This is a genomic window from Persicobacter diffluens (assembly GCF_036244895.1).
Classification (GTDB): Bacteria; Bacteroidota; Bacteroidia; order Cytophagales; family Cyclobacteriaceae; genus Persicobacter; species Persicobacter diffluens.
The window spans coordinates 13,923-35,047 of the sequence record NZ_BQKE01000004.1; the positions used below are offsets into that span (position 1 = coordinate 13,923).

General features: G+C 40.2%; 14 protein-coding genes and 1 pseudogene. 7 read left to right on the forward strand and 8 right to left on the reverse strand.

Going from position 1 to position 21,125, the window contains the following annotated elements; genetic code table 11:
* Nucleotides 1-268: 268 nt before the first annotated feature.
* A complete protein-coding gene (locus AAA970_RS22465) occupies nt 269-1,936 on the forward strand; it encodes a sodium:solute symporter family protein (protein ID WP_338239125.1) in 1,668 nt (555 codons plus the stop codon).
* Between the two features lie 25 nt (nt 1,937-1,961).
* Nucleotides 1,962-4,238: an FAD-dependent oxidoreductase gene (locus AAA970_RS22470; protein WP_338239126.1), complete on the forward strand. Its 2,277-nt coding sequence runs from the start codon at nt 1,962-1,964 to the stop codon at nt 4,236-4,238.
* A gap of 597 nt (nt 4,239-4,835) precedes the next feature.
* On the opposite strand, the gene AAA970_RS22475 is transcribed toward AAA970_RS22470, so the two are convergent.
* Nucleotides 4,836-7,043 (reverse strand): SulP family inorganic anion transporter, encoded by a 2,208-nt coding sequence (locus AAA970_RS22475; protein WP_338239127.1) that lies wholly within the window; start codon nt 7,041-7,043, stop codon nt 4,836-4,838.
* 775 nt (nt 7,044-7,818) lie between these two features.
* Here AAA970_RS22475 and AAA970_RS22480 point away from each other — a divergent pair.
* The 3 genes from AAA970_RS22480 to AAA970_RS22490 all read left to right on the forward strand — a co-directional run bounded on the left by AAA970_RS22480 (nt 7,819) and on the right by AAA970_RS22490 (nt 9,644).
* Nucleotides 7,819-8,154 carry a hypothetical protein gene (locus AAA970_RS22480; protein ID WP_338239128.1) on the forward strand — a complete coding sequence of 112 codons (336 nt, stop codon included), beginning with the start codon at nt 7,819-7,821 and terminating at the stop codon, nt 8,152-8,154.
* A 144-nt stretch (nt 8,155-8,298) separates the two neighbouring features.
* Nucleotides 8,299-8,673, forward strand: coding sequence for a hypothetical protein (locus tag AAA970_RS22485; protein ID WP_338237973.1), 375 nt, complete (start codon nt 8,299-8,301; stop codon nt 8,671-8,673).
* Nucleotides 8,670-9,644 (forward strand): IS3 family transposase, encoded by a 975-nt coding sequence (locus AAA970_RS22490; RefSeq protein WP_338237972.1) that lies wholly within the window; start codon nt 8,670-8,672, stop codon nt 9,642-9,644. The genes AAA970_RS22485 and AAA970_RS22490 overlap by 4 nt, the downstream gene beginning before the upstream one ends.
* 481 nt (nt 9,645-10,125) lie before the next feature.
* Here AAA970_RS22490 and rhaD read toward each other — a convergent pair whose 3' ends face one another.
* From rhaD to AAA970_RS22525, 7 genes and pseudogenes are all read right to left on the reverse strand, one after another.
* Nucleotides 10,126-10,932, reverse strand: coding sequence for a rhamnulose-1-phosphate aldolase (rhaD, locus tag AAA970_RS22495; RefSeq protein ID WP_338239129.1), 807 nt, complete (start codon nt 10,930-10,932; stop codon nt 10,126-10,128).
* A 29-nt stretch (nt 10,933-10,961) separates the two neighbouring features.
* Nucleotides 10,962-12,257 carry an L-fucose:H+ symporter permease gene (fucP, locus tag AAA970_RS22500; RefSeq protein WP_338239130.1) on the reverse strand — a complete coding sequence of 432 codons (1,296 nt, stop codon included), beginning with the start codon at nt 12,255-12,257 and terminating at the stop codon, nt 10,962-10,964.
* Nucleotides 12,250-12,708 carry an L-fucose mutarotase gene (gene fucU, locus AAA970_RS22505; RefSeq protein ID WP_338239131.1) on the reverse strand — a complete coding sequence of 153 codons (459 nt, stop codon included), beginning with the start codon at nt 12,706-12,708 and terminating at the stop codon, nt 12,250-12,252. The genes fucP and fucU overlap by 8 nt, the downstream gene beginning before the upstream one ends.
* A gap of 17 nt (nt 12,709-12,725) precedes the next feature.
* Nucleotides 12,726-14,198, reverse strand: coding sequence for an L-fuculokinase (fucK, locus tag AAA970_RS22510; protein ID WP_338239132.1), 1,473 nt, complete (start codon nt 14,196-14,198; stop codon nt 12,726-12,728).
* Nucleotides 14,199-14,494: 296 nt separating this feature from the next.
* Complete coding sequence (locus tag AAA970_RS22515) at nt 14,495-16,285, reverse strand: L-fucose isomerase (protein ID WP_338239133.1); 1,791 nt, start codon at nt 16,283-16,285, stop codon at nt 14,495-14,497.
* An 849-nt stretch (nt 16,286-17,134) separates the two neighbouring features.
* Nucleotides 17,135-17,951: pseudogene (locus tag AAA970_RS22520) on the reverse strand (IS1595 family transposase).
* Between the two features lie 61 nt (nt 17,952-18,012).
* Nucleotides 18,013-18,153, reverse strand: a complete 141-nt coding sequence (locus AAA970_RS22525) for a hypothetical protein (RefSeq protein ID WP_338239134.1) — start codon at nt 18,151-18,153, stop codon at nt 18,013-18,015.
* 504 nt (nt 18,154-18,657) lie between these two features.
* On the opposite strand from AAA970_RS22525, the gene AAA970_RS22530 reads away from it, so the two are divergent.
* Both AAA970_RS22530 and AAA970_RS22535 read left to right on the forward strand, forming a co-directional pair.
* Complete coding sequence (locus AAA970_RS22530; protein WP_338239135.1) at nt 18,658-19,548, forward strand: AraC family transcriptional regulator; 891 nt, start codon at nt 18,658-18,660, stop codon at nt 19,546-19,548.
* Between the two features lie 927 nt (nt 19,549-20,475).
* Nucleotides 20,476-20,874, forward strand: a complete 399-nt coding sequence (locus AAA970_RS22535; protein WP_338239136.1) for a hypothetical protein — start codon at nt 20,476-20,478, stop codon at nt 20,872-20,874.
* Nucleotides 20,875-21,125: the final 251 nt, after the last annotated feature.

Here is a 21,125-nt window from a genome sequence, read left to right on the forward strand (position 1 = left end):
CCTGCTTCCATCTTCCTATCGCTGAAAGGCGGCCAAAATGGTTGAATTTCCTCGTTTCGGTTTTTTTACAAAGCATAAGTGTAAGGAGGGGAAAGTAAGCATATCGCATTTTGGGCTATTTAATAATTCCGGGAAAAAGATCGCTATAGCCTGAAGATAAACCCCTTGGGCTTATTTGGGGCTGGTGGCGAAAAAATTAGCTTCATTTTCCTGATAATGGCGCTTCCTGTCTCACAAATACAGGGTTTTAGCAATTAAATTTTTTAATATGAATACATTTGATTACTTGGTAATTGGACTTTTTTCCCTCATCGTACTAGCGGTGGGCTTGTTGTTTGCCCGGGAAAAGGACATGAAAAGCTTTTTTGCGGGCGGGGGATCTGTGCCCTGGGCGATGAGTGGTTTGTCCCTATTCATGGGATTTTTTAGTGCCGGGACTTTCGTGGTTTGGGGAGCTATCGCTTATGAATATGGTGCGGTAGCCATTGGAATACAATGGACCATGTGTGTGGCCGGCTTCCTGGTGGGAAAATTTATTGCCGGAAAATGGCATCAAACCGGAGCGCTGACTGCCGCCGAATATTTACGATACCGTTTTGGGGATAGCACGCAGAAATTGTTTACATACATATTTCTTTTTATGTCGCTGGCCTATACAGGAGCATTTTTATATCCGGTAGCGAAAATTATAAGTGTCTCGATGGATGTCTCTGTTTACCGGTGTATAGTGGTATTGGGCTTATTCATGATATTGTACACCACTTTGGGAGGCCTAAAGGCCGTGATGGTGACCGATGTTTTGCAATTTATCATTCTGACCTGTGCGATATTAGTGGTATTACCTCTTTCCTTTGAAGAAATTGGTGGGGTGCAAGCTTTATTTGGGAAAGCACCTGAAGGATTCTTTGCCATTACCAATGAAAAGTATAATCCGCTATTCCTCTTCTCCTTTGGCATTTATAACGCTATTTTCCTGGGGGGTAATTGGGCATATATACAACGATACACCTCAGTAGGGAATAGGAAAGCAGCTAAAAAAGTAGTTTATTTATTTGGGTGCTTGTATACCTTCTCGCCCGTTTTGTGGATGCTGCCTCCGATGTTATACAAATTGATAGACCCTAATCTTTCTGGTCTGGATATGGAAGGGGCCTATCTTTTGATATGTCAAAAGGTATTGCCTGCCGGTATGTTAGGCTTGATGATTGGTGGAATGTTGTACGCCACGGCGAGTTCGGTAAATGGAGCACTGAATATTTCGGCAGCCGTTATTACCAATGATATTGTTTTAAGAATTTTACCGCAACTAAAGGGCAAGCAGCTCATTCAAGTTGCTCGTTTGGCGACCATCCTGTGTGGTTGCTGCGCGATAGGGGTGGCTTTATTGGTGCCATTAGCAGGTGGAATTGTAAATGTGATTCTAAGTATAAGTGCTGTTACAGGGGTATCTCTTTATGGCCCCCCAATTTGGAGCTTATTCTCTAAACGCCTAAGTGGAAAGGGCTTTATTTCGATTACATCAGTGAGTTTGCTGATTAATATTAGTCTGAAATTTGCACCGGCCTTCATGAATTGGGGTGGTCTTAACCGTGCCGAGGAAATGCTTTTCGGAGTACTGATCCCTTTAGTCTTACTGACCACTAGTGAAATTTATTATTCTTTGGTGAAGTCAATTGCTGAAACTCGCGTGCCGGAAATAGCCATTAGAAGAGCGGAAGTGGAAGAAGCCGGTCAGACCAATGCCTTTAGCCTACGAGTAATGAGTTATTCCTTAACCGCAGTGGGCGTATTGTTGGCGAGCATAGCTTTACTGGCTTCTGCGGGAACAATGTACCTGTTGGTACTTTCGGTTTTAATTTTCGGACTATCCTATTTTGTCTGGACTAAAAGCAAAATAGAAGCTAAACAAAAAACTAAAGCGTTGGAGACTGCCTAACTGCTGAATATATTTTTTTAAAATTATGGAAATAGTAAATTTTGAGTCGGCAAGAGCGACGAAGGAAGTTAATATTAATGTTGATTTAGTGATTGTCGGAGGAGGGCTGGCCGGAACATGTGGGGCCATATCTGCAGCCCGACAGGGTTTGCAAGTGGTGTTGGTTCAGGACCGTCCGGTGTTGGGTGGCAACGCTTCCAGTGAAGTTCGTTTGTGGAGCCTGGGCGCTACTTCTCATATGGGAAATAATAATCGCTGGGCTCGTGAAGGTGGAGTGATCGGGGAGATCATGGAGGAGAACCTTTATCGTAACCGGGAAGGAAATCCCATTTTTTTCGATCATATTCTCTTGGATAAAGTTCAGGCAGAGGAAAATATTACTTTGTTGCTCAATACCGCAGCCTTTGCGGTAGACAAAGCGGGCGAAACGATTACTGAGGTATCGGCCTTCAATGCGCAGAATTCCACGGCTTATAAATTAAAAGGTAAGTACTTTATGGATGCTTCCGGGGATGGAATCGTCTCCTTTTTGGCGGGTGCGGCTTTTCGCATGGGAGCAGAGCGTGTGGAAGCGTTTGGAGAGAAAATGGCGCCGGATGTGGAGAAATACGGGGAGTTATTGGGGCATACTATATATTTCTATACCAAAGATACCGGCCGTCCTACAAAATACGTGGCGCCGGCACACGCATTGAAGGATATTACCAAATTACCAAAATTCGCCAAAATCCGTCCTGAGCATACCGGATGTAATTATTGGTGGATAGAGTATGGTGGCCGGTTGGACACCATTCACCAGACGGAAGAAATAAAGTACGAGCTCTGGAGAGTCGTTTATGGTATCTGGGATTATATAAAGAATTCCGGTAAATTCCCCGAAGCGGAAAACCTGACCCTGGAATGGGTAGGTACCGTACCAGGGAAGCGCGAGAGCCGTCGTTTTGAAGGTTTAACGATGCTGAAACAGCAGGATATTATCGAGCAGAGAACACATACGGATGCGGTTGCCTTTGGAGGATGGGCCCTGGATTTGCATCCCGCAGATGGGGTATATTCTCCCTTATCCAGTTGTTCTCAGTGGCATGGCAAAGGGGTTTATCAGATTCCATTGAGCATTAGCATCAGTAAAGATGTGAACAATCTGTTCTTTGGAGGCCGAATCGTTAGTGCGTCTCATGTGGCGTTTGGATCTACTCGTGTAATGGCGACTTGTGCCGTACAGGCAGAAGCGGTAGGCGTTGCCGCTGCCTATTGTATTAAACATAATTTATACCCAGCAAAAGCAATTAAAGGAAAAGCAATCCAGTCCATTCAGGAAACCTTATTGGCACAGAATGCCTACATTCCGGGCCTGAAACTGGAATCTGCTCAGGATTTAACTCAACAAGGAAACATTTCCGTTTCTTCCGCCTGGGAAATGCGAGCGTTACCGGCAGGTGCGGGTAAATTGGTACTCAATATGCCTACAGCACAGATTATCCCTTATACTTTAGGCGATAGTGTAAGCTTTAGTTTGCCTGTGGAGGCTTCTGAAGATACGGAATTGTTGGTGCGTTTGAGAGCCTCGAAAGTGGAGACCAATTTTACGCCGGAGGGAGAAATGGAATCGAAAACCATAAAACTGAAGAAAGGAAGGCAAGAAATTGAGGTGAAATTCGAGACTAAGATTCCGGCCACGGCCTATTATTTCATTAGTTTCGAAAGGAATCCCGCCGTTTCTCTAATAGAATCAGATCTTCGGGTAAGTGGTATTTTGTCTGTATTCAGAAAACAAAATATTGAAGTATCCAACTATGGAGCCCAGGAACCAACGGAAGATATTGGAGTGGATGCATTTGAATTCTGGACGCCGGAACGTCGCCCAAAAGGAAAAAACATTGCCATGACTTTTGAAAATGCCTTGCCGGTGGGTAGAGTGGAACAGTTGAAAAATGGCATTAACCGGCCAGTTTTAGGAACCAATGCATGGATAGCAGATCCAACCGAGGAAGAGCCGACATTGACAGTAAGCTGGAACCAAGCGGTTACTTTTCAGCATATTGATCTGGTATTTGATGCGGATTTTGACCATCCGATGGAATCCTCTCAGTTTGGCCATCCTGAGCAGGTGGTACCTTTCTGTGTGGAGGCCTTTAAGGTTTATGATGATCAGGAAAATTTATTATTTGAAAAATCTGATAATCGTAACTCCTGGAACCATATTGTTTTAGCTGCTCCGGTACGAACATCTGCCATCAGGGTGGTTTGTAAGCGTAAGGATCCGAATTTCCCGGTTTCCTTATTTGATATACGTTGTAGTTAATAAAGAATTAGAGCGCATGAAAATGCGCTTTTTTTTATATACGATTTTGAATTATACTGGATTATTCATACCAAAACCTCATTTGGTAGAAAGGCGGGAAAAATGAGAGAATTTTACTTATTTAGAACTTTGCCTTTTAGATCAGATAAATAAAAAGAATACCAGATTTCTCAAATTTGGGCTATTAAAAATCAGTAAATCCGATCGAAACTTGTTGATAATAGGGAGATTATTGTGATTACCCTCCTCTAGCGGTAAGTAATTTGAAATAGGAAGAACGGTAGCTTATGAGTGGAAGATTCCGATCGATTTCTAAGTTCCCAAACAGGTGCTATTTCCTGGTTTTGGGCATAAATTTAATGGTAATCGCTTTTTTCTTATAAGCTTAGCGCTTAGTAAGTCAAGAAAGAAGGAAAGCGAGCTCTAAATTTTTGAGCGCTCGCTTTCTCTTTTGCTATTGTGTTTCGAATAAAATAAGAGGGCGAATTTTCAATGATCCGTTCTACTCCACAACAAACACAATAGTTGTAAATATCCCTATAGCCAGTTAGTCCATTCCTGGTGGACTCAAAACCCACTATTGGTATGCTATCATATTTACATTTTATTAACAGTAGCCTCCTCCAGCCTTTTACGCACCACCTCTGAAGCCAATTGGTCTACATAATGTAGAAAATCCTCCATTGATGCTCCTTCGGAAATTCGTTGCCAATCTTTATGAATTAACATCTCCCGGCGTTTACATTCAATTTGGTAAGGCTGTTCCGCGATGAGCGTTGCCATTTTTGGAGTAAAGAAGCTATCTGTGAGCGATGCATTATTCCCATATACCTCAAAAGGCAAGTCTTTGGATTTAGGCATCAATTCAAAATCATATTGATTGGCCAGATGAAATAAATCACTGTTTTTCTGGGTGTAAAAGTCGGGCACTCCCCCTTTGGCAATATTGAAAATCAATGCGATAGTGGCAGAATTGGTTTCGGTAGAAAAATCGCCCACATTCACATATGAAATATCACAAATCATAAAACTGTAATGTTCTCTGGTTCCGAGGACAAAGTTTTTTGCTCTGCGCAGCCTCGTCAAAATGGAAAAGGCACTTAGATATGGCCGAACAAAAGAGGGGCTCAGGTGCGCTTCGAAGTCCAATCCATTTGCCATGGCCATTTTTTGAATAATGGTCGCCCGCTTCGAAAGGGCTGAAGGAATGGAAGTTTTTCGATATGGATTATTAATCAACCTTCTGGTGGATAGATGATGTTTGGACTGGAAATGATGGTTTTCAAAACCAGCTTTTATTAACTCTCCTCCTTCTTTGGTAAATTTATTTTGAATATTGTGAATATTATTCAGGAAGGTGTGATCAATGAAGTAAGCCTCACTAAAATCCAGTACAATTTTTTGATTCTTAGGCTGGGCATCGATAAGCGTTTTGAATTTCAAATAGTTGATAAAAGAAGCGACGCCGGAAAATTTAATCACCATGCCGTCTTCCGCAGCAGCCACCTGTGTTTTCAGGTCAAACATTTCTCTGACCTTTACGCCCTGAACAAGTTCTATCGCTATTTTTAGTGCAATTCCTGCAGCAACACCTACCAATAGATCCGTCAGGAGGGTTACTACTAAAGTGGTGAGAAACTGAGAGATTTGATCCAGGCCAACACTGTTGATCTTCTTAAATTCCGTAGGAGAAGCCAGCTTAAAACCTGTATAGACCAACATCGCTGCAAGTGCTGCATTGGGGATGATTTTGATTATGGCTGCTGCTAATAATACGAAGAGGAAAAGAAATAGCCCGTGGTAAAAATTACTCATTCGGCCTTTGGCACCCGCATTAATATTCGCTGAGCTTCTCACAATTTCCGATATCATGGGTAATCCGCCTATGAGGCCGGCAATGGTATTACCAATCCCTACGGCTACCAAATCCTGATTCAGGTTTGTTTCCCTTCCCTTTGGATCCAGAGCGTCCACTGCCTTGGCACTTAAAACCGATTCAATGCTGCCCACCAATGTAAACATGAGAATGTACTTGATCGAAGTATAGCTGAGCAATTGGGAGAAATCAGGGAAGGTGATACCACTCATAAAACTATCCGGAAGAACCACCAAAAATTGAGCAGGCTTGATTTCGTATTGTAATGCGCCTAAAGTATAGCTATGAGCCTGAGAGAGATTAAAGACAAAACCTAATGGAATCGCCATCAACAAGATCAATAGCGGTGCCGGTAATTTCTTGATAGTACTGTTTTTAATATAAGGATGTCCGAAAAGCAAGGCGAGACTCAGTAGCCCAATCACGGTGACTTTCGGATTAAGATGCAGGATGCTGTGCGGAATCTCCGCTAATAAGTCCCATGGAGATTTAGACTGAGGAACCACGCCCATGATGACGTGAATCTGTTTGCTGATAATGATCACGCCGATAGCCGCCAGCATTCCCCGGATTACAGAAATAGGAAACATATCTCCCATTTTTCCAAATTTCGCTATACCCATCAGAATTTGTAGTATGCCGGATACCACGATAACGGCAAGGGTAAGCTGGTAGCCCAAAAACGGGTCATTTCCACCAAGTTCTTCCACCGCACCAATGGCGATGGCGATTAAGCCCGCTGCCGGGCCTTTGATGGCTAATGGAGCTTTCGAAAGAAAGGTGACGATGAGTCCACCGATGATAGCCGTATAAATTCCGGCAATGGGGGGAAATCCACTGGCTTTTGAAATCCCCAAACAAAGGGGTAGGGCAATGAGGAAAACCAAGAAGCCAGAAATGAAATTAGATTTGGTAGATTTTTGAATCATTATGCGATTGGATTTTTAGAACTACGGGCAAAAATCCGAAACCATTGGGAATAATTTAGCATAATAACTATTGATAGGTTTTATGATCAACATTAAAAATTTTTATGTTTGGTAAATGGTTGGAAGCTTTGAATTTTAATAACTTCTTAACCTCGTTATAATCAGTCCTTTTGAGAAGGTTTCCCCACGAAAATGAATGTTTTACGCTCAGGAGTGGCTTTAAAACAATTAGCCAGTTTTTGTTATAATGCTGAATGGGGGCAGGAGGACAATTTTTACAGACAACAAACCACCTGAACCTATTTGTTGAATCAGGCAATTCATATGACGGGTTAAAATAATGGTTGATGAAATGTTTTGGACAAAGTGAATTAGTGCGGAAGTGTAATAAAGGAGGCGGTTTTTTGAATGGTAATCGCTTTGATCATTATAAAAAAGTAGGGGAGGATCGTTTAAAATGTCCAAATTATTGCAATAGACCCTTATTTTGGTAGAATACCCCCACCAGTGTTCCGCTTATATATTCACTTTTTGAAGCGTAGACTTAAAGATTTTTTTTGAAATGAAGTGGCTATCATAACCTTTTTTGTTGCTTTTATGTATCAGTTGTACTAAATCATTAAAGCAAGACCAACCACCAAATATGGTCTTGATTTATCCGATGATCAGGGCTGGGGGCATTTTTCCGTCAATGGAAATCTCTGGTTGAAAACGCTGCACTTTGATCAGGTAGCATCGGAGAGCGCGCTTTTCGAAAAGTTTATGTTTCTCCGGTATGTGCTCCAACACGGGCAAGTTTGCTCACTGGTCGCTATCACTTGCGTTCAGTAGTGAGTTGGGGCACCAAATGGCTGGAAAATATGCGAACGGAGGATTCACCCTGGCTTCTGAGACAATGCCCAAAAATGCTGTGGGCTCTGTTGTGGGGATTGGAGGAATGGTCGGCGCACTAACCGGGATGTCCATTGATTTCCTGATGGGAAGATACTTGGACTTGATGGGGAGCGGTGCTTATTTCTGGATGTTTCTCATCGCTGGCATGGCATATTTAGTGATTCTTTCCATCATTCACTTCATGATTCCTAATTTAGAACCTGCCAAATTTCAATAATTTATTTCCGTTTTAGGATCACACCAATCGCTTGTTGGTGTGATTGTTTTAATCTATTATTTAACATAAGCAAATTTATATAAAAATTTGTAGCGTCCTAAAATTACTTGACACCAATAATATAATTTATTGATTTCAAGAATTATGACTAAAGTACAAAAAGAAAAAAAATCCATTAGTGTTAAAGAAAAACGGACACTTGTTCAAAAATATTACGCCAAACTTGTTTCAAAACAAGAAATTTTGGATGATTACGGAATCAATGAGCGAACCCTTCGACGCTGGTGTTGGTGGTATGAAGAGTTAATCCAAAAAAAGTATAAAATTCGACCTAAGATGAAAAAAAGTGAATTACCGGATGATCCTAAGGCTTTGAAAAAACTGATTATGGAAATTCAGCGGGAAAAAGAAAATGCAGAGTTAAAGGCTGAGGCTATGGAGATTATTGTCGATATCGCCTCTGAATCAACAGGTATTAACTTTAAAAAAAAAGTTGGTGGGAAGCGGTCGACAAAATGAAGCAGCGGTATCCAGCTGTCGGATTAAATCGAATTACCGCTTGTTTTGGATATACCCGACAAGCCTGGTACCAGCATGAAGATGTCTTGATGTCTCATTATGAAATGGAAAAAGTTGTTGTTGAGCAGGTCAAGAGAAAGAGAAAAAAACTTAAATTGAGGAAGTTAGGCACAAGAAAACTTTATCATGTACTCAATGAAGAGCTTAAGGAATTAGGCATTTATATAGGCCGAGATAAATTATTTACCATTCTAAGAGAAAATAATTTATTGATAAAAAAGAAAAGGAACCGGGCGATCACCACCAATTCAAATCATCGTTTCAAAAAATATAAGAATCTAATTCAGGGAACCACACCCACCCGACCTGATGAGCAATACGCTGCAGATATCACCTACATAAAGTTGTTAGGCCCAGAGGATTTTTGTTATCTGCACTTGATTACGGATTTGTATTCTCACAAAATTGTTGGGTGGCATCTTTCCCGATCTCTTGCCGCTAAAGAAAGCAGAAAAGCCTTGAAAATGGCGCTTAAACAACGAAAAAACAAGAATTTACCTCTTATTCATCATTCAGATCGTGGGGTTCAATACTGTAGTAATAAATACGTACAGGATTTAAGAAATGCCGGTGTCAGCATAAGTATGACGGAAAGTTATGATCCTTATCAAAATGCTGCTGCCGAGCGCGTGAATGGCATATTAAAGGACGAATTGGACTTGGGTGCCCGATTTATGAGTTTTGAAGAGGCATTTGCCTGGACAAGCGATGCTATAGAGGTTTACAATTTCAACAGGCCTCACTTAAGTATCAACATGTTAACTCCGGATCAAGCCCATCAGATGAGTGGGCCAATAAAAAAATTATGGAAGAATTACTATCAATTAAAACTCAAGAATAGGGAAAGTAATAAACCTCTTGAGAAAAGAAGGAAGAAACGTTTTGATGGGGAGTTCATGCCAAGCAAATAGCAAATGCTATTTGCTGCATGGATGAGCTATCAAAATGACCCGCCGGGAGGCTCCACTCCTACTTGTATTATTCAAATAGTATAATTCTCTGGGGAGTATTATTACGTTGAAATGGTGTCAACGTATTCAGGACGTGACAGAAAAAATTACTACAGCAAGCCAATACAATCGATTGCTATCATAATTAAAAAAAAGGACGATCTCCCTTTTCTTAATTAAAGATACGTAGTATCAGTCTAAATTACCAAGAGATCAATCAATTTTTTTTTAAAAAATGCAATCGATTGCAATTAATATTGAGCTTATATTGATTCCAATGAGAAATATATACAATTCGAAAACTTCATTTCCTAAAATAGTGACGCGAATTACCCAAGGAGATACCTTAACACCAAAAGGGAAGGTATTCAGCCCTCAGGCATTCTACCTTCCTAAGAAATAAAGACAAATTTTTAAAAATACATATTTATTTATAGATCAATTATATTAATCCCATTTCCATCATCAGACCTTCCAGTTCTTCCATTTCAGGATCCGAAAGCCCAATAGGCTCGAAGCCGGCCTGCCAGCAGGAAAGTAAAAGTTTAGCGCCTTTATTCGCAACATCCAGATAATCAAAAGCCGCTTCCACATCCTCCCCTGTAGCCAGGGCACCATGCTTTTCCCATAAGATTACATCTCTTTTTTCAAGCCCTTTAATGGTAATATCCGCAAGTGCTTCCGTCCCGGATAATGCATATGGAGTACAATCCACACCTCTAGGAACAAATACCCGAACTTCCGGACACATTTTCCACAGACTGTGATTTAATTTTTCCTCCTCCTGAAAAATAGGATGGTGACTTAAAACGATCAGTTCATTAGGGTGGGTATGCACCACTGCTTTATGCGAAGGATTATTCACTTCGTTAAACAAATGAATTTTAATATGGGATATTAACTCAGAAGTAGGCTTAAAATTTTCTTTTTCTCCCCCCCAAATGATAGAATATCCATTGGCATCCGCATTGATGGCAATAATACAACCTACTTCTTCAATTCTATTGACCAAATGGCGTAAATGACAACCGGTACCGGAAACAAAAATCATCATATTTGCTGCCGCCTCAGGAAAGTTGAAATCAAAAACACGTCCCTCATTATAAGGACGTTCCTCCCCGAACAATTCCGTTAGGTTGATAGAAATATTCCCGGCATTTCTCTCCGCCCACTCTCTTTGCCAAAGGTAACCGGCAATTTCAGAGACTTTCGCAATTTCTTGTTTTACTTTATTTGGAAGATTTTTCATTTTTTTAAAATTTATATCGTATGATATTTTCAAACTTGTTGATGTGCTTTATAGCTTCGGTAACCATAAATGGCGATCATCACAAAGCATATAAAAGGAAGTAAAAAAGAAACATTTACAGCTGGTGCGGCACCCACGGTTCCCATATCAATTATGGTTCCCTGTAATGGAGGCATCAAGGCTCCACCCACGATGGCCATCACTAAACCGGCAGCGCCCAAAGTGGCATCTTCCCCAATACCCTCCAGCGCTATTCCGTAAATGGTCGGAAACATCAGGGACATAAAAGCAGAAGTAGCAACCAGGCAATACAAGCCTTTTAAATCCTGAAAGATTATAACGCCAGACATGGTACCTATCGCTCCGATGGCAAAAATCATCAGTAATCTTCTGGAATTGACATATTTCATCAGGAAGGTACTGAAAAACCTGCTCCCGAGGAATATCCCCATCGCCACAATATTATACCGCTGGGCTGTCGCCTTGTCAATCCCCAGATTATCCGCATACTGGATAATGAAGGTCCAGCACATAATTTGAGCCGCGACGTAAAACACCTGCGCTACTACACCTTCGCGATAATTACTATTGGCCAATAACCGTTTAAAAGAAGTCACGGGATCTATTTTATTGGCGTGCCCTGTTTGAGGCATTTTCACAATAGCGATAATGACAAACATCACGATAACCACGATACCGAGTGCTACATAAGGATTCCTGATGACCATTAAATCATGGGTTCGCATTACCGCTTTTGTGGATTCATCCAGAGAAGAGAAAATCAATTCTCCGGCAGCATTTCGCTGTTTATCAGATTCCAAAGAGGATAATACCAACTGAGATGCCACAAACATTCCCAGTAAAGAACCCATGGGATTGAACGCCTGCGCCAAATTTAATCGTCTGGTGGCGGTCTCTTCACTTCCCATGGAAAGGATAAAAGGATTGGAGGTCGTCTCTAAAAAAGCCAAACCGAAGGTCAGGATATAGAGGGAAACCAGAAAAAATCCAAAGATCTGATACTGAGCCGCGGGCCAAAACAACAAGGCTCCAATGGCATAGAGCGTTAAGCCTAAAAGAATGCCTTTTTTATAACTGTACTTTTGAACAAATATAGCAGCAGGAATAGCCATGGTAGCATATCCACCATAAAAGGCAAACTGCACCAGGGATGCTTTTGCATTGGAAATTTCCATTACCGTTTTAAATGCTGCTACCATTGGGTTGGTAATATCATTCGCAAACCCCCATAGTGCAAATAAACTGGTGATGAGCACAAAGGGAAGTAAATATTGCTTTTCTACAACTTTTGCCTGACTAGCCACAATACATTGAATTTGAAGTTGAAATCGGGGTCACCCCTTTTTTAAGAATAATATTTCCGTATTTCGCTAATTCGCCTGTTAGGACAATAGCGAAAGCATTCTGTGCTCTTTCGTAAAAAGCAAAACGGTCAATAAAGTCAATCTTGGTATTAAAAGAATTAGTCAAAGCAATACTTCTGCGGTACCGAAGCTCCACATTGGGGTCCAAACTATCCCCTTCAACCGCACTGGTCATCACCAAAGGAGCCTCCACGTATTGATCTAATTCAAAAAGGGGAAGAATAGCCGATAAAAGTTCTGGCACTTCAATACCATCCGCCCGGACGACCCTTTTTCCAAAGGTTTCAGAAGGAAAATGTGCATCTGCCAGCACGATTTCATCGCCATGCCCCATTCTATATAAAATAGACAATAATTCGGGGCTTAATTTTGGAGAAATTCCTTTTAACATATCTTTAACCTTAACCGTTAATTTCTTTTAGATTCTAAATAATTGAGGTATAATTGATCATATACTGCTCTGTTCCCGGAAGGATAGATCAACTGCGGATTATAGCTGATATGATTTCTGGCCTCTTCAGGAGAATCAAATACTCCTGCACCGGAAAAAACAAACATGGCTGCCCCTAAAACAGTAGTTTCTTTTTGATCAATAAGTTGGATTGGTGTATTACAAATATCCGCTCTTAATTGATTCCATAATTTATTTTTGGATCCACCTCCCACACAGATAATTCGTTCCGCCTCAAAACTACCCGCAGCCTCCAGTGCTTCCAATCCTTCTCTCAATCTAAAAGCAAGACTTTCCAAAAAAGCACGATATAACTGCCCCCTGTTGGAAGCTAAGGTCAACCCTTTTATGGTCCCGGCATTTACACTACTTCCATCATCATAAAAAGCAGAATCCACCGAAACTCCCCCTGCCCCTGGTAGCTCTAATTCTGCATCTTTAATCATTTCAGTATAGCGTTCGTCCCCCTTCAATTCGGGGTAAAAATATTTTGCAAACCATTCTAAAACCCCGGAACCCAGCCAATTTTGACCAATGTTATAAACTCCTGAAAGAGCATCTAACTCCGTGGTCAGGTTTTTCTTTAGCTCAGCTGCTGTAGCTGAGAAAGACTTACTTCGGGTCATTAATATTTCCCAGGTACCGGAGCTCAGTACCGGTTGATTCAATTCCGCACCGGAGCCAAAAATAGCAAACTGGGTATCATGCCCCGCTAAAAAAGCCGGAGTCCCCTCAGGAATACCTGTGAGAACTGATGCTAAAGGCAATACCTTTCCAGCGGCACTTCCGGGCTCTTCCACCTCCCCGAAAACCTTTTCATCCAAGCCTAAAGAATCCAGTAGTCCTTCCGAGAAATTTCGGGTATTTAAGTCGGCCATCATGGAGGTTCCCACCATGGTCGCCTCATTTTTAAACGCTCCTGTTAACTTACTAATTAACAGAGAAGGAATAAACAGATAACTATATGCCTTATCTAATACCTCAGATCGGTTTTCCTTAAACCAGATCATTTTATTGATGGTGTTAAAAGCATAAGGAAATACGCCTGATATTTCATACAATTCCTCCAATGGAATATATTGATCAATATTATCCATTATTGGAGCAGTACGCCCGCATTGCCAGGAAATTACAGGGTACAATAAACCTCCATGTTCGTCAACAAAAGTACCATCTACTCCAAAAGTAGTAACGGTAACACCGACAATTCGGTCCGTATCAATTTCATTGGTGACTAATGTAGACGCCTTACATAGCTTTCCCCATAATTTATCCAGGTCCCAAATCCGTCCTCCCTCATGTTCAGGATCTTCATCTGTTTCATTAGGCATACTGTGTGAAGACAATATTTCACCCTTTATATTAATGGCAATGACCCTCACATTAGTTGCTCCGCAATCTAAAACTATAGCAATATCTTTTTCCTTCATAGCTAAAATCTTAACCGGACCTTTTCTTCAAAACATCTCCAAAAAAATATCCCAGTAAGTTAAGTACTCACATTTAAAAACAAACCAAATAACTTATTCTCAGAGGTTGTCTTTTATATAGTCATGGATAAACAATGCGTTGATTCACTAAAAAATAATTGCTGCGAAAGGGCCCCCGCTCCTTTCGCAGCAGCAATCTCCTATAAGGAGTAATGCTCTAAAAGCAACCTACTGATAAACCAATAAAACGTATATATATTATACTAATTCCACTTATGTGGCTATAAAAAATATATTTATTTTGTCATCCCGTACAAAGGACCATAGGTAGTACAGGCACGATAGTCCGCACCTTCCTTATCTTCGCCGAAAGCAGACCATGCACTCGGACGGAACACTTGCTCCTCCTCCACATTGTGCATATTAACCGGAATTCTAAGCATGGCCGCCAGTGTGATCAAATCAGCACCAATATGGCCATAACTAATCGCCCCGTGATTCGCTCCCCAATTCGCCATAACAGAGTAGACATCTTTAAATGCGCCTTTTCCGTTCAGCTTAGGCACAAACCAGGTGGTGGGCCATGTTGGGTTGGTTCTTTCATCCAAAGTGAAATGAACATCCTCCGGCAACTCCACCGTCCAACCTTCCGCAATCTGCAATACCGGACCAATTCCTTTTACCATATTTATACGACACATGGTCACCGGCATTTCACCCTGAGTTTTAAACTGAGAAGAAAACCCTCCGCCTCGGAAATAATCTCTGATCGCCTGTGGCCATTCGGTTGCATCCAAACAATCCTGCACCTCCTTTTCTGAAATCTCCCAATAAGGTTTCATCGTTGGATTTCCGGCACCGTCTTTTTGCTGAGCGGTAGCATCCAGGGTCGTAGATCCGGAATTAATTAAATGAATCACGCCATCCTTAGCCAGACCACTCAATTCCTTACCGGTCACACGCTTAACAGCCTCAGGACTCCAATAAGTTCTTACATCAGAGAATATCTGAGAAGTATTGGTTAATAAATGTCCGAACAGCATGGAAACTGCATTCAGGCTATCATTCTCTGTTGCAAACACATAAGCCTGACGAATTCCATTCCAGTCAAAAGAAGAATTTAGAATGGCTTCGGTGAAATCTGCATTAGGCTGATAATCGGTCCACTGGCGCTGCCCCTGAAATCCACCCATGATGGCATTTCGACCCAAACCCTCTTCTCTGTAACCTCTGTCAATCAACTTCTGATTCCCGTTCATCATATCACGGCAAATCAACGTCATCTTCACCACCGTCTCCCACTCCAGTGCTTTTCTGGCAGCATCTACCTGATCTTCCGGTTTATTTCTATCCTCTCCTTCCTTGCAATTTTCTTTGGTCCATGCCAATGCTTTTTGAAATTCCTCCTCATCATAAATCCCCTCATCCATTCTCCTGAGAATTTCCACCGACTCCACAAATTCCGTTCTGACTCCCAGATAGTCCTGCAAAAAATTCGCATCCACCATGGATCCTGCAATCCCCATGGAGCTATAGCCGAGTGACAAATAGGATTTACCATTCATCTGAGCTACCGCAAGACCTGATTTCACAAAACGCAATAGCTTTTCCTGAACATCTTTAGGGATATTTGTATCGCCGGCATCCTGAACTTCTCTTCCATAAATACCAAAAGTCGGAAGACCTTTCTGCGAATAACCTGCTAGCGCGGCTGCCAGATACACTGCCCCCGGACGTTCTGTTCCATTAAAACCCCAAACCGCCTTCGGCATCAAAGGGTCGGTATCCATCACCTCTGTCCCATAACACCAGCATGGAGTAACGGTGAGTGAAATTCCCACCCCTTCTTTTTTAAACTTTTCGGCACACATTGCCGCCTCTGCGACCCCTCCGATACAAGTATCTGCAATGACACACTCCACTTGTTCACCACTTGGGAAACGTAATGTTTCTTCAATTAAAGCTGCAGCTGCTTTTGCCAGATCCATCACCTGAGTTTCCAGAGATTCTCGGACCCCGTTTTCTCTCCCATCAATTACCGGTCTGATTCCAACCTTAGGTAAACTTCCAATCAATCTGTTAGCCATATATGAAAAATTATGAGTTTAAAAAAATTACTATACACAAAGGTGTTATTTTTTAAAATTTCATAAAATGTCGGTTTTTTTCTTTTTTGTATCTGATTTAAACATAAAGGGGTGAATCAAGCACAAAAATGGCCCTGAAGGCTCTGAACAGGGGAATTCTGTTAACTAAAAAATAGAAAAAAATTAAATCCGAGCCTGTACAGGGGAAAATGTAACCGTAAGCTTGCTGCCGCCATACTACAAAGCAGAACCCACCAAAGTAAAGGAAGAAAACCAAGCTAAGATTAATCCGCCACTGATTTCCCATAATCTATACCGCCAGATGCTTGGGCACTGTAGTTTCCCTCCGCAACTAAACGGAAGGCTCCTCTCATCAGAAATGATCACATGAAGACATTGGGTGAAAAAACTGGAAGATTATTGCGCATAAATAATTCCCTCACTCCAAAAACGGTAATGCATGAACTTTCATAATCCGAATAATATACCACCTATTGTAATAAGTCCTAACAAGGTAGTTTTTTACAACGCTTTAAAATCGATAGAGATCGGTAGTTCAGTGCATAAAATTTAAGTCTGATAGATTTTTTCTGATCTAACCATTCTCGAAATCAGATTATGCAACATCGTTTCTTTTGTTTGTGAGCGATTTAACCAGAATTATTCATACTTAAATCCTTGTTTAGCTGTAAGGCGGAAAAAATGAAGGAATAGTTTCCTATTTCAAGTTTTTTCTTACGAAAAAGATGAATGAGCAGAAAGCAAGCTTGCCCGAATTTGGGATCCTATAATTCAAAGAAATGAGTTTTAAAAGACTGTAATTAAGTCGATTACAATTGGTTAAAGAATTTAGCGGTGAATAATTCGGGTTAATCGATAATTGAATTCACTTAAATACCGATCTACCTGCTTTTTACTCACCCATGAAAAGGTGGTTCAAACCCAAGATTTTAGCTGATGAATCATCGTGTGTAATGCTTTGAAATTCATTCCTTTTTTACTTTTAACCTGGGTCAATGAATAATTTTCAGCAATTGGATTATACCCTCTCTATACATCTGCTGTACCCTTTGCATTTTGTGTTATATGACGATCAAAAATTTGCCTCCACTCTTTATTGGAATAGTCTTTTATTCTCATTGAATACATCCGTTTTACTTTAAAATCTTCACTAAATTCAAGTGACAAACAATCTTTTTCCTCTTTGTATGATAGCTACGACCTATTTTTCCATTTCCCTTTCCTCCAATCACAAATTCGTCAACGTGGACAGTACCCTGCTTCGGATGTTGTTCACTTGATTCCATTGCCACCCGCACTTTGAGCATAAACATTCTCGCTTTTTTTCGGCAATTGAATACCTCTTAGCTAAATATCTGGCAGAAAACCTCTTAGTCGATGTATACATTTCGAAACAAATAAAAAATGTCTTTCTAATACCAAATTTAACTTTGTGAAAAAGTGTATTTGCCCTTGGTGATTCCGTATGGCTACATTTATTGAAGGTACGAGAGTGATTCTTCCGACCCTGACTTGCCCCATGGCCAGATTTTCTACAAGTATAACCATGGTACCATTTATGTGCCGCTAAATATTCCTGGCACTCTATGTCTGATTGAAATTTCGCTATAAAGGCAATAAGATCCTGTCCCTTGAAGATATTCATGATTGTATGGCTTTTATCGCTATAACAACCTATTTCAATAGGTATTTACCTACCGACCTAATTAAGCTTTTTTAAATTTCATCCGGAAAGCAATCGCAGTTACACCATTGTAGACCAAAAAAGTCTTATCCAAATGACTATGATCCGTAAAGCCAAATTCATAAGTAATCCCGGCCTGAAACAAATCCGTAAAACGCAACATATGGCTTTAAATATACTTATTCAAACTTAGCCCGGAATGCATTTTAAAATAAAGAGCGACGTATTTTTCGGCCATATTTAACCCTTTTTCCTTTTGCTGGAGAACGACAGGTAGAGTATCCACGTTTCCCTTAAGAATTATCGCCCCCTAAAAAACTGGAAACCCCTAAAGTAAATCATTGTTTTTCAAGCACTTTCTAAAGACCTTATCTGTGAAACATGAATGAAAAAATACGAAATAGTACTCCCTTTCTAAATACCGATTCAAAAAATCAACTGCATTTTTACTTGTAGAATTTCCGCTGATTTTTTTAATTAAAATCGTATTTGGGGTAATGGAAAGATTGGGATTTAAACTTTACCATAAAACCAGCGTCAAATTTCAATTCCAGGCACCAAATAACATTGATTATAAGATCAATACTTTTTTATATAATAGCCAGGGCTATCTTTTTGGAGAACATTAAACAAAGCCGATTAATTTAGCTCTATTTTTTTAATTATTATGGCAAGTACAAAAATCCCTGATAAGGGCGACCCATCGGATATTCAACAGGTATTCCCCACCTACAATTTACAATTACATTGTTGCCGGTATTGGTGGCTTCAAAATTGGGAGTTTAAGGAACTTTCTTTCCCCTATTGGAGAGTTTACCATAATAGTGACCATGGCGCTGTGGTCATGTTTAAAGGAGAAGAGTTCAGACTTAGCCCGGACAGGGTTATCCTGATTGCTCCGAATACTGCTTATGCTACCCGATTGTATGACCACAAAATCCCGGAAACCGGCTACTCCCTGAAGGGAGGCAGGTATAATAATGGTGGAATCAGTACGGAATCACAAATTCTTCACCTTTTTATTCACTTCAATATTGGTATGCCGTATGACAATATTGTTCCCGGGATTTATGATTTTAAACTAAGCCCATCCCTGAAAGAAAAATTACAAATCATCAAGCGTCATCTCAATTATGAACATACGCGCTTTAGTTTTAATGCCAGCCTCGCCATTCAATCTCTCATCAGTGAACTACTCACCGAGGTTCCGGAAGAAAAATGGAATTCTAAAACCAAAGATGTACGTATCCTTGAGGTGATCAATTATATAGAAAACAATATAAGCGATGAACTGACAAATCCGGTACTGGCGGAAACAGCCAAAATGGCCACCAATTCCTTCACCCGTTTATTCACGGATGAAATGGAGCAGTCTCCACAAAAATATATCAAAACAAAAAGAATTGACAAGGCCTGTATCCTGCTACATCACTCCGGATTATCCATAGATGAAATCGCCCTTCAAACCGGATTTTCGGATCGTTATCACTTTTCCAGAATATTTAAACAAGTAACCAATTACTCTCCGGCAAAATACCGGAAAGAATACGGAGTTTAACTACATTTTGGCCCCACCATAATGAAAAATTCAAATGGATATAAACTTTTCCTGAAACCTTCCTCTAGGCCTCCCACATTCATCGTTAATCCTAAAAGCGAATAAAAGCCAAAATTTGTAACGAAAATTTGATTATTGCTTCTAGAAACCCGCACCATGGGAAGGGCCACCACATTTAATTGACTAGGAATATCACTTCGAATTTCTATCAATAGCATGAATAGGTCTCAACACTTACCCAAGCCTATGGAAACGCGCACTTACTCAATAATTAGAATGCCCCCTTCCTCACCCATGAATTCAATCGTGGGTATAGAAGAGGCATGCTATTTAGGGAGTCAGTTCCTTGGGAATTTAGGTGATTGATGGTACATTTGGACAGGAGCAGGTTCCATTTTATTCTTTTCAACTTAATGACTATCAATTATTTTTTATATCAAGGCAATCGATTTAGCATTGCGTTTATACTCTATAGCTTCCTAAGGGGAACCTATGAAGAAAATTTAACAACCGCAGGACAAAAATATCATGACACCATCTTCATGACACTCCTTATTTTCCCATGCATATATTTGCTAACCATATTATTTGGAAGAAAAATAGTTACTTACAAACCGCATTATGTGCCAGTATTTTTATTAATGATCGCGATTTATGAAGCTTTCTTTATAAGGAATAATTTAATCGACCAAGTAAAAGGATGGCACACATTATTTTTATAAATGCTTTATTATATATTAGCAGTCATATACTAAACTACAGGATAAAAATCTTTGTCGAGATATTGAAAGTATGGAAATTATACTGAACAAATATTATGGTTGGAAAATAAGGTAGATTAATGGCTAAAACCATTATTGCCACTTAGACAATAGATTCAATGCTGTTGATGACCGATATTAAAAGATAACAACAAATAAACCCATTATGAAAAAATACATCTACATCATAGTAATTGGATTTATTTTAGACCAAGGTTATAATATGGTTTTACTAAACTTACATTTGGTAGGAAATAAAGAATGGGAAGCAACAACTGGATATTTCCATGCTTCCTCCAGAATTAGTTCTTTGCGGTATAAAATTGGCGAAAAATATTATGAGAGAGATATAAGATCTAGTAGATCCAGAGATGGTTTCTGGGTCATATATAAGAAGGACGACCCTCTTTATAGTGTTTATATGACGAAGGGAGAATTTACTCCTGTTGGTTCTAACCTCAGTTTTGAATTTACCTTTAAACATTCCCTATACCTAAACTCATGGGGTGTAAAAGGTAAAAAATTAAGCGAAAAAGAGTTCTACGAAGATTTAGTCAGGTATTGAGTATGGTCAAATAATAATTAAGGTTTCGTTTAAACAAAGGTATGATTTATACGAAAGGAGCTATTAAAGTATAGGTAGCCTCATTAACATTCCCACACAAAACTTCATAGATAATCACGCTACTAACCAAAGGGTAAACGCGAGACCATAGCATTATTGACGGAAGTAATTATGCATGAATGGATTACTCTACTATTAACACCATATTAGGCAGGCAACCATGGGCTAATCCTGAACAAGCCTGTGATCTA

Bases quoted from the DNA above. Each gene is read 5' to 3' on its own strand.
- AAA970_RS22465 (WP_338239125.1), top strand. From the start codon at position 269: ATGAATACATTTGATTACTTGGTAATTGGACTTTTTTCCCTCATCGTA.
- AAA970_RS22470 (WP_338239126.1), top strand. From the start codon at position 1,962: ATGGAAATAGTAAATTTTGAGTCGGCAAGAGCGACGAAGGAAGTTAAT.
- AAA970_RS22475 (WP_338239127.1), bottom strand. From the start codon at position 7,043: ATGATTCAAAAATCTACCAAATCTAATTTCATTTCTGGCTTCTTGGTT.
- AAA970_RS22480 (WP_338239128.1), top strand. From the start codon at position 7,819: ATGTGCTCCAACACGGGCAAGTTTGCTCACTGGTCGCTATCACTTGCG.
- AAA970_RS22485 (WP_338237973.1), top strand. From the start codon at position 8,299: ATGACTAAAGTACAAAAAGAAAAAAAATCCATTAGTGTTAAAGAAAAA.
- AAA970_RS22490 (WP_338237972.1), top strand. From the start codon at position 8,670: ATGAAGCAGCGGTATCCAGCTGTCGGATTAAATCGAATTACCGCTTGT.
- rhaD (WP_338239129.1), bottom strand. From the start codon at position 10,932: ATGAAAAATCTTCCAAATAAAGTAAAACAAGAAATTGCGAAAGTCTCT.
- fucU (WP_338239131.1), bottom strand. From the start codon at position 12,708: ATGTTAAAAGGAATTTCTCCAAAATTAAGCCCCGAATTATTGTCTATT.
- fucK (WP_338239132.1), bottom strand. From the start codon at position 14,198: ATGAAGGAAAAAGATATTGCTATAGTTTTAGATTGCGGAGCAACTAAT.
- AAA970_RS22515 (WP_338239133.1), bottom strand. From the start codon at position 16,285: ATGGCTAACAGATTGATTGGAAGTTTACCTAAGGTTGGAATCAGACCG.
- AAA970_RS22525 (WP_338239134.1), bottom strand. From the start codon at position 18,153: ATGTTGCGTTTTACGGATTTGTTTCAGGCCGGGATTACTTATGAATTT.
- AAA970_RS22530 (WP_338239135.1), top strand. From the start codon at position 18,658: ATGGCAAGTACAAAAATCCCTGATAAGGGCGACCCATCGGATATTCAA.
- AAA970_RS22535 (WP_338239136.1), top strand. From the start codon at position 20,476: ATGAAAAAATACATCTACATCATAGTAATTGGATTTATTTTAGACCAA.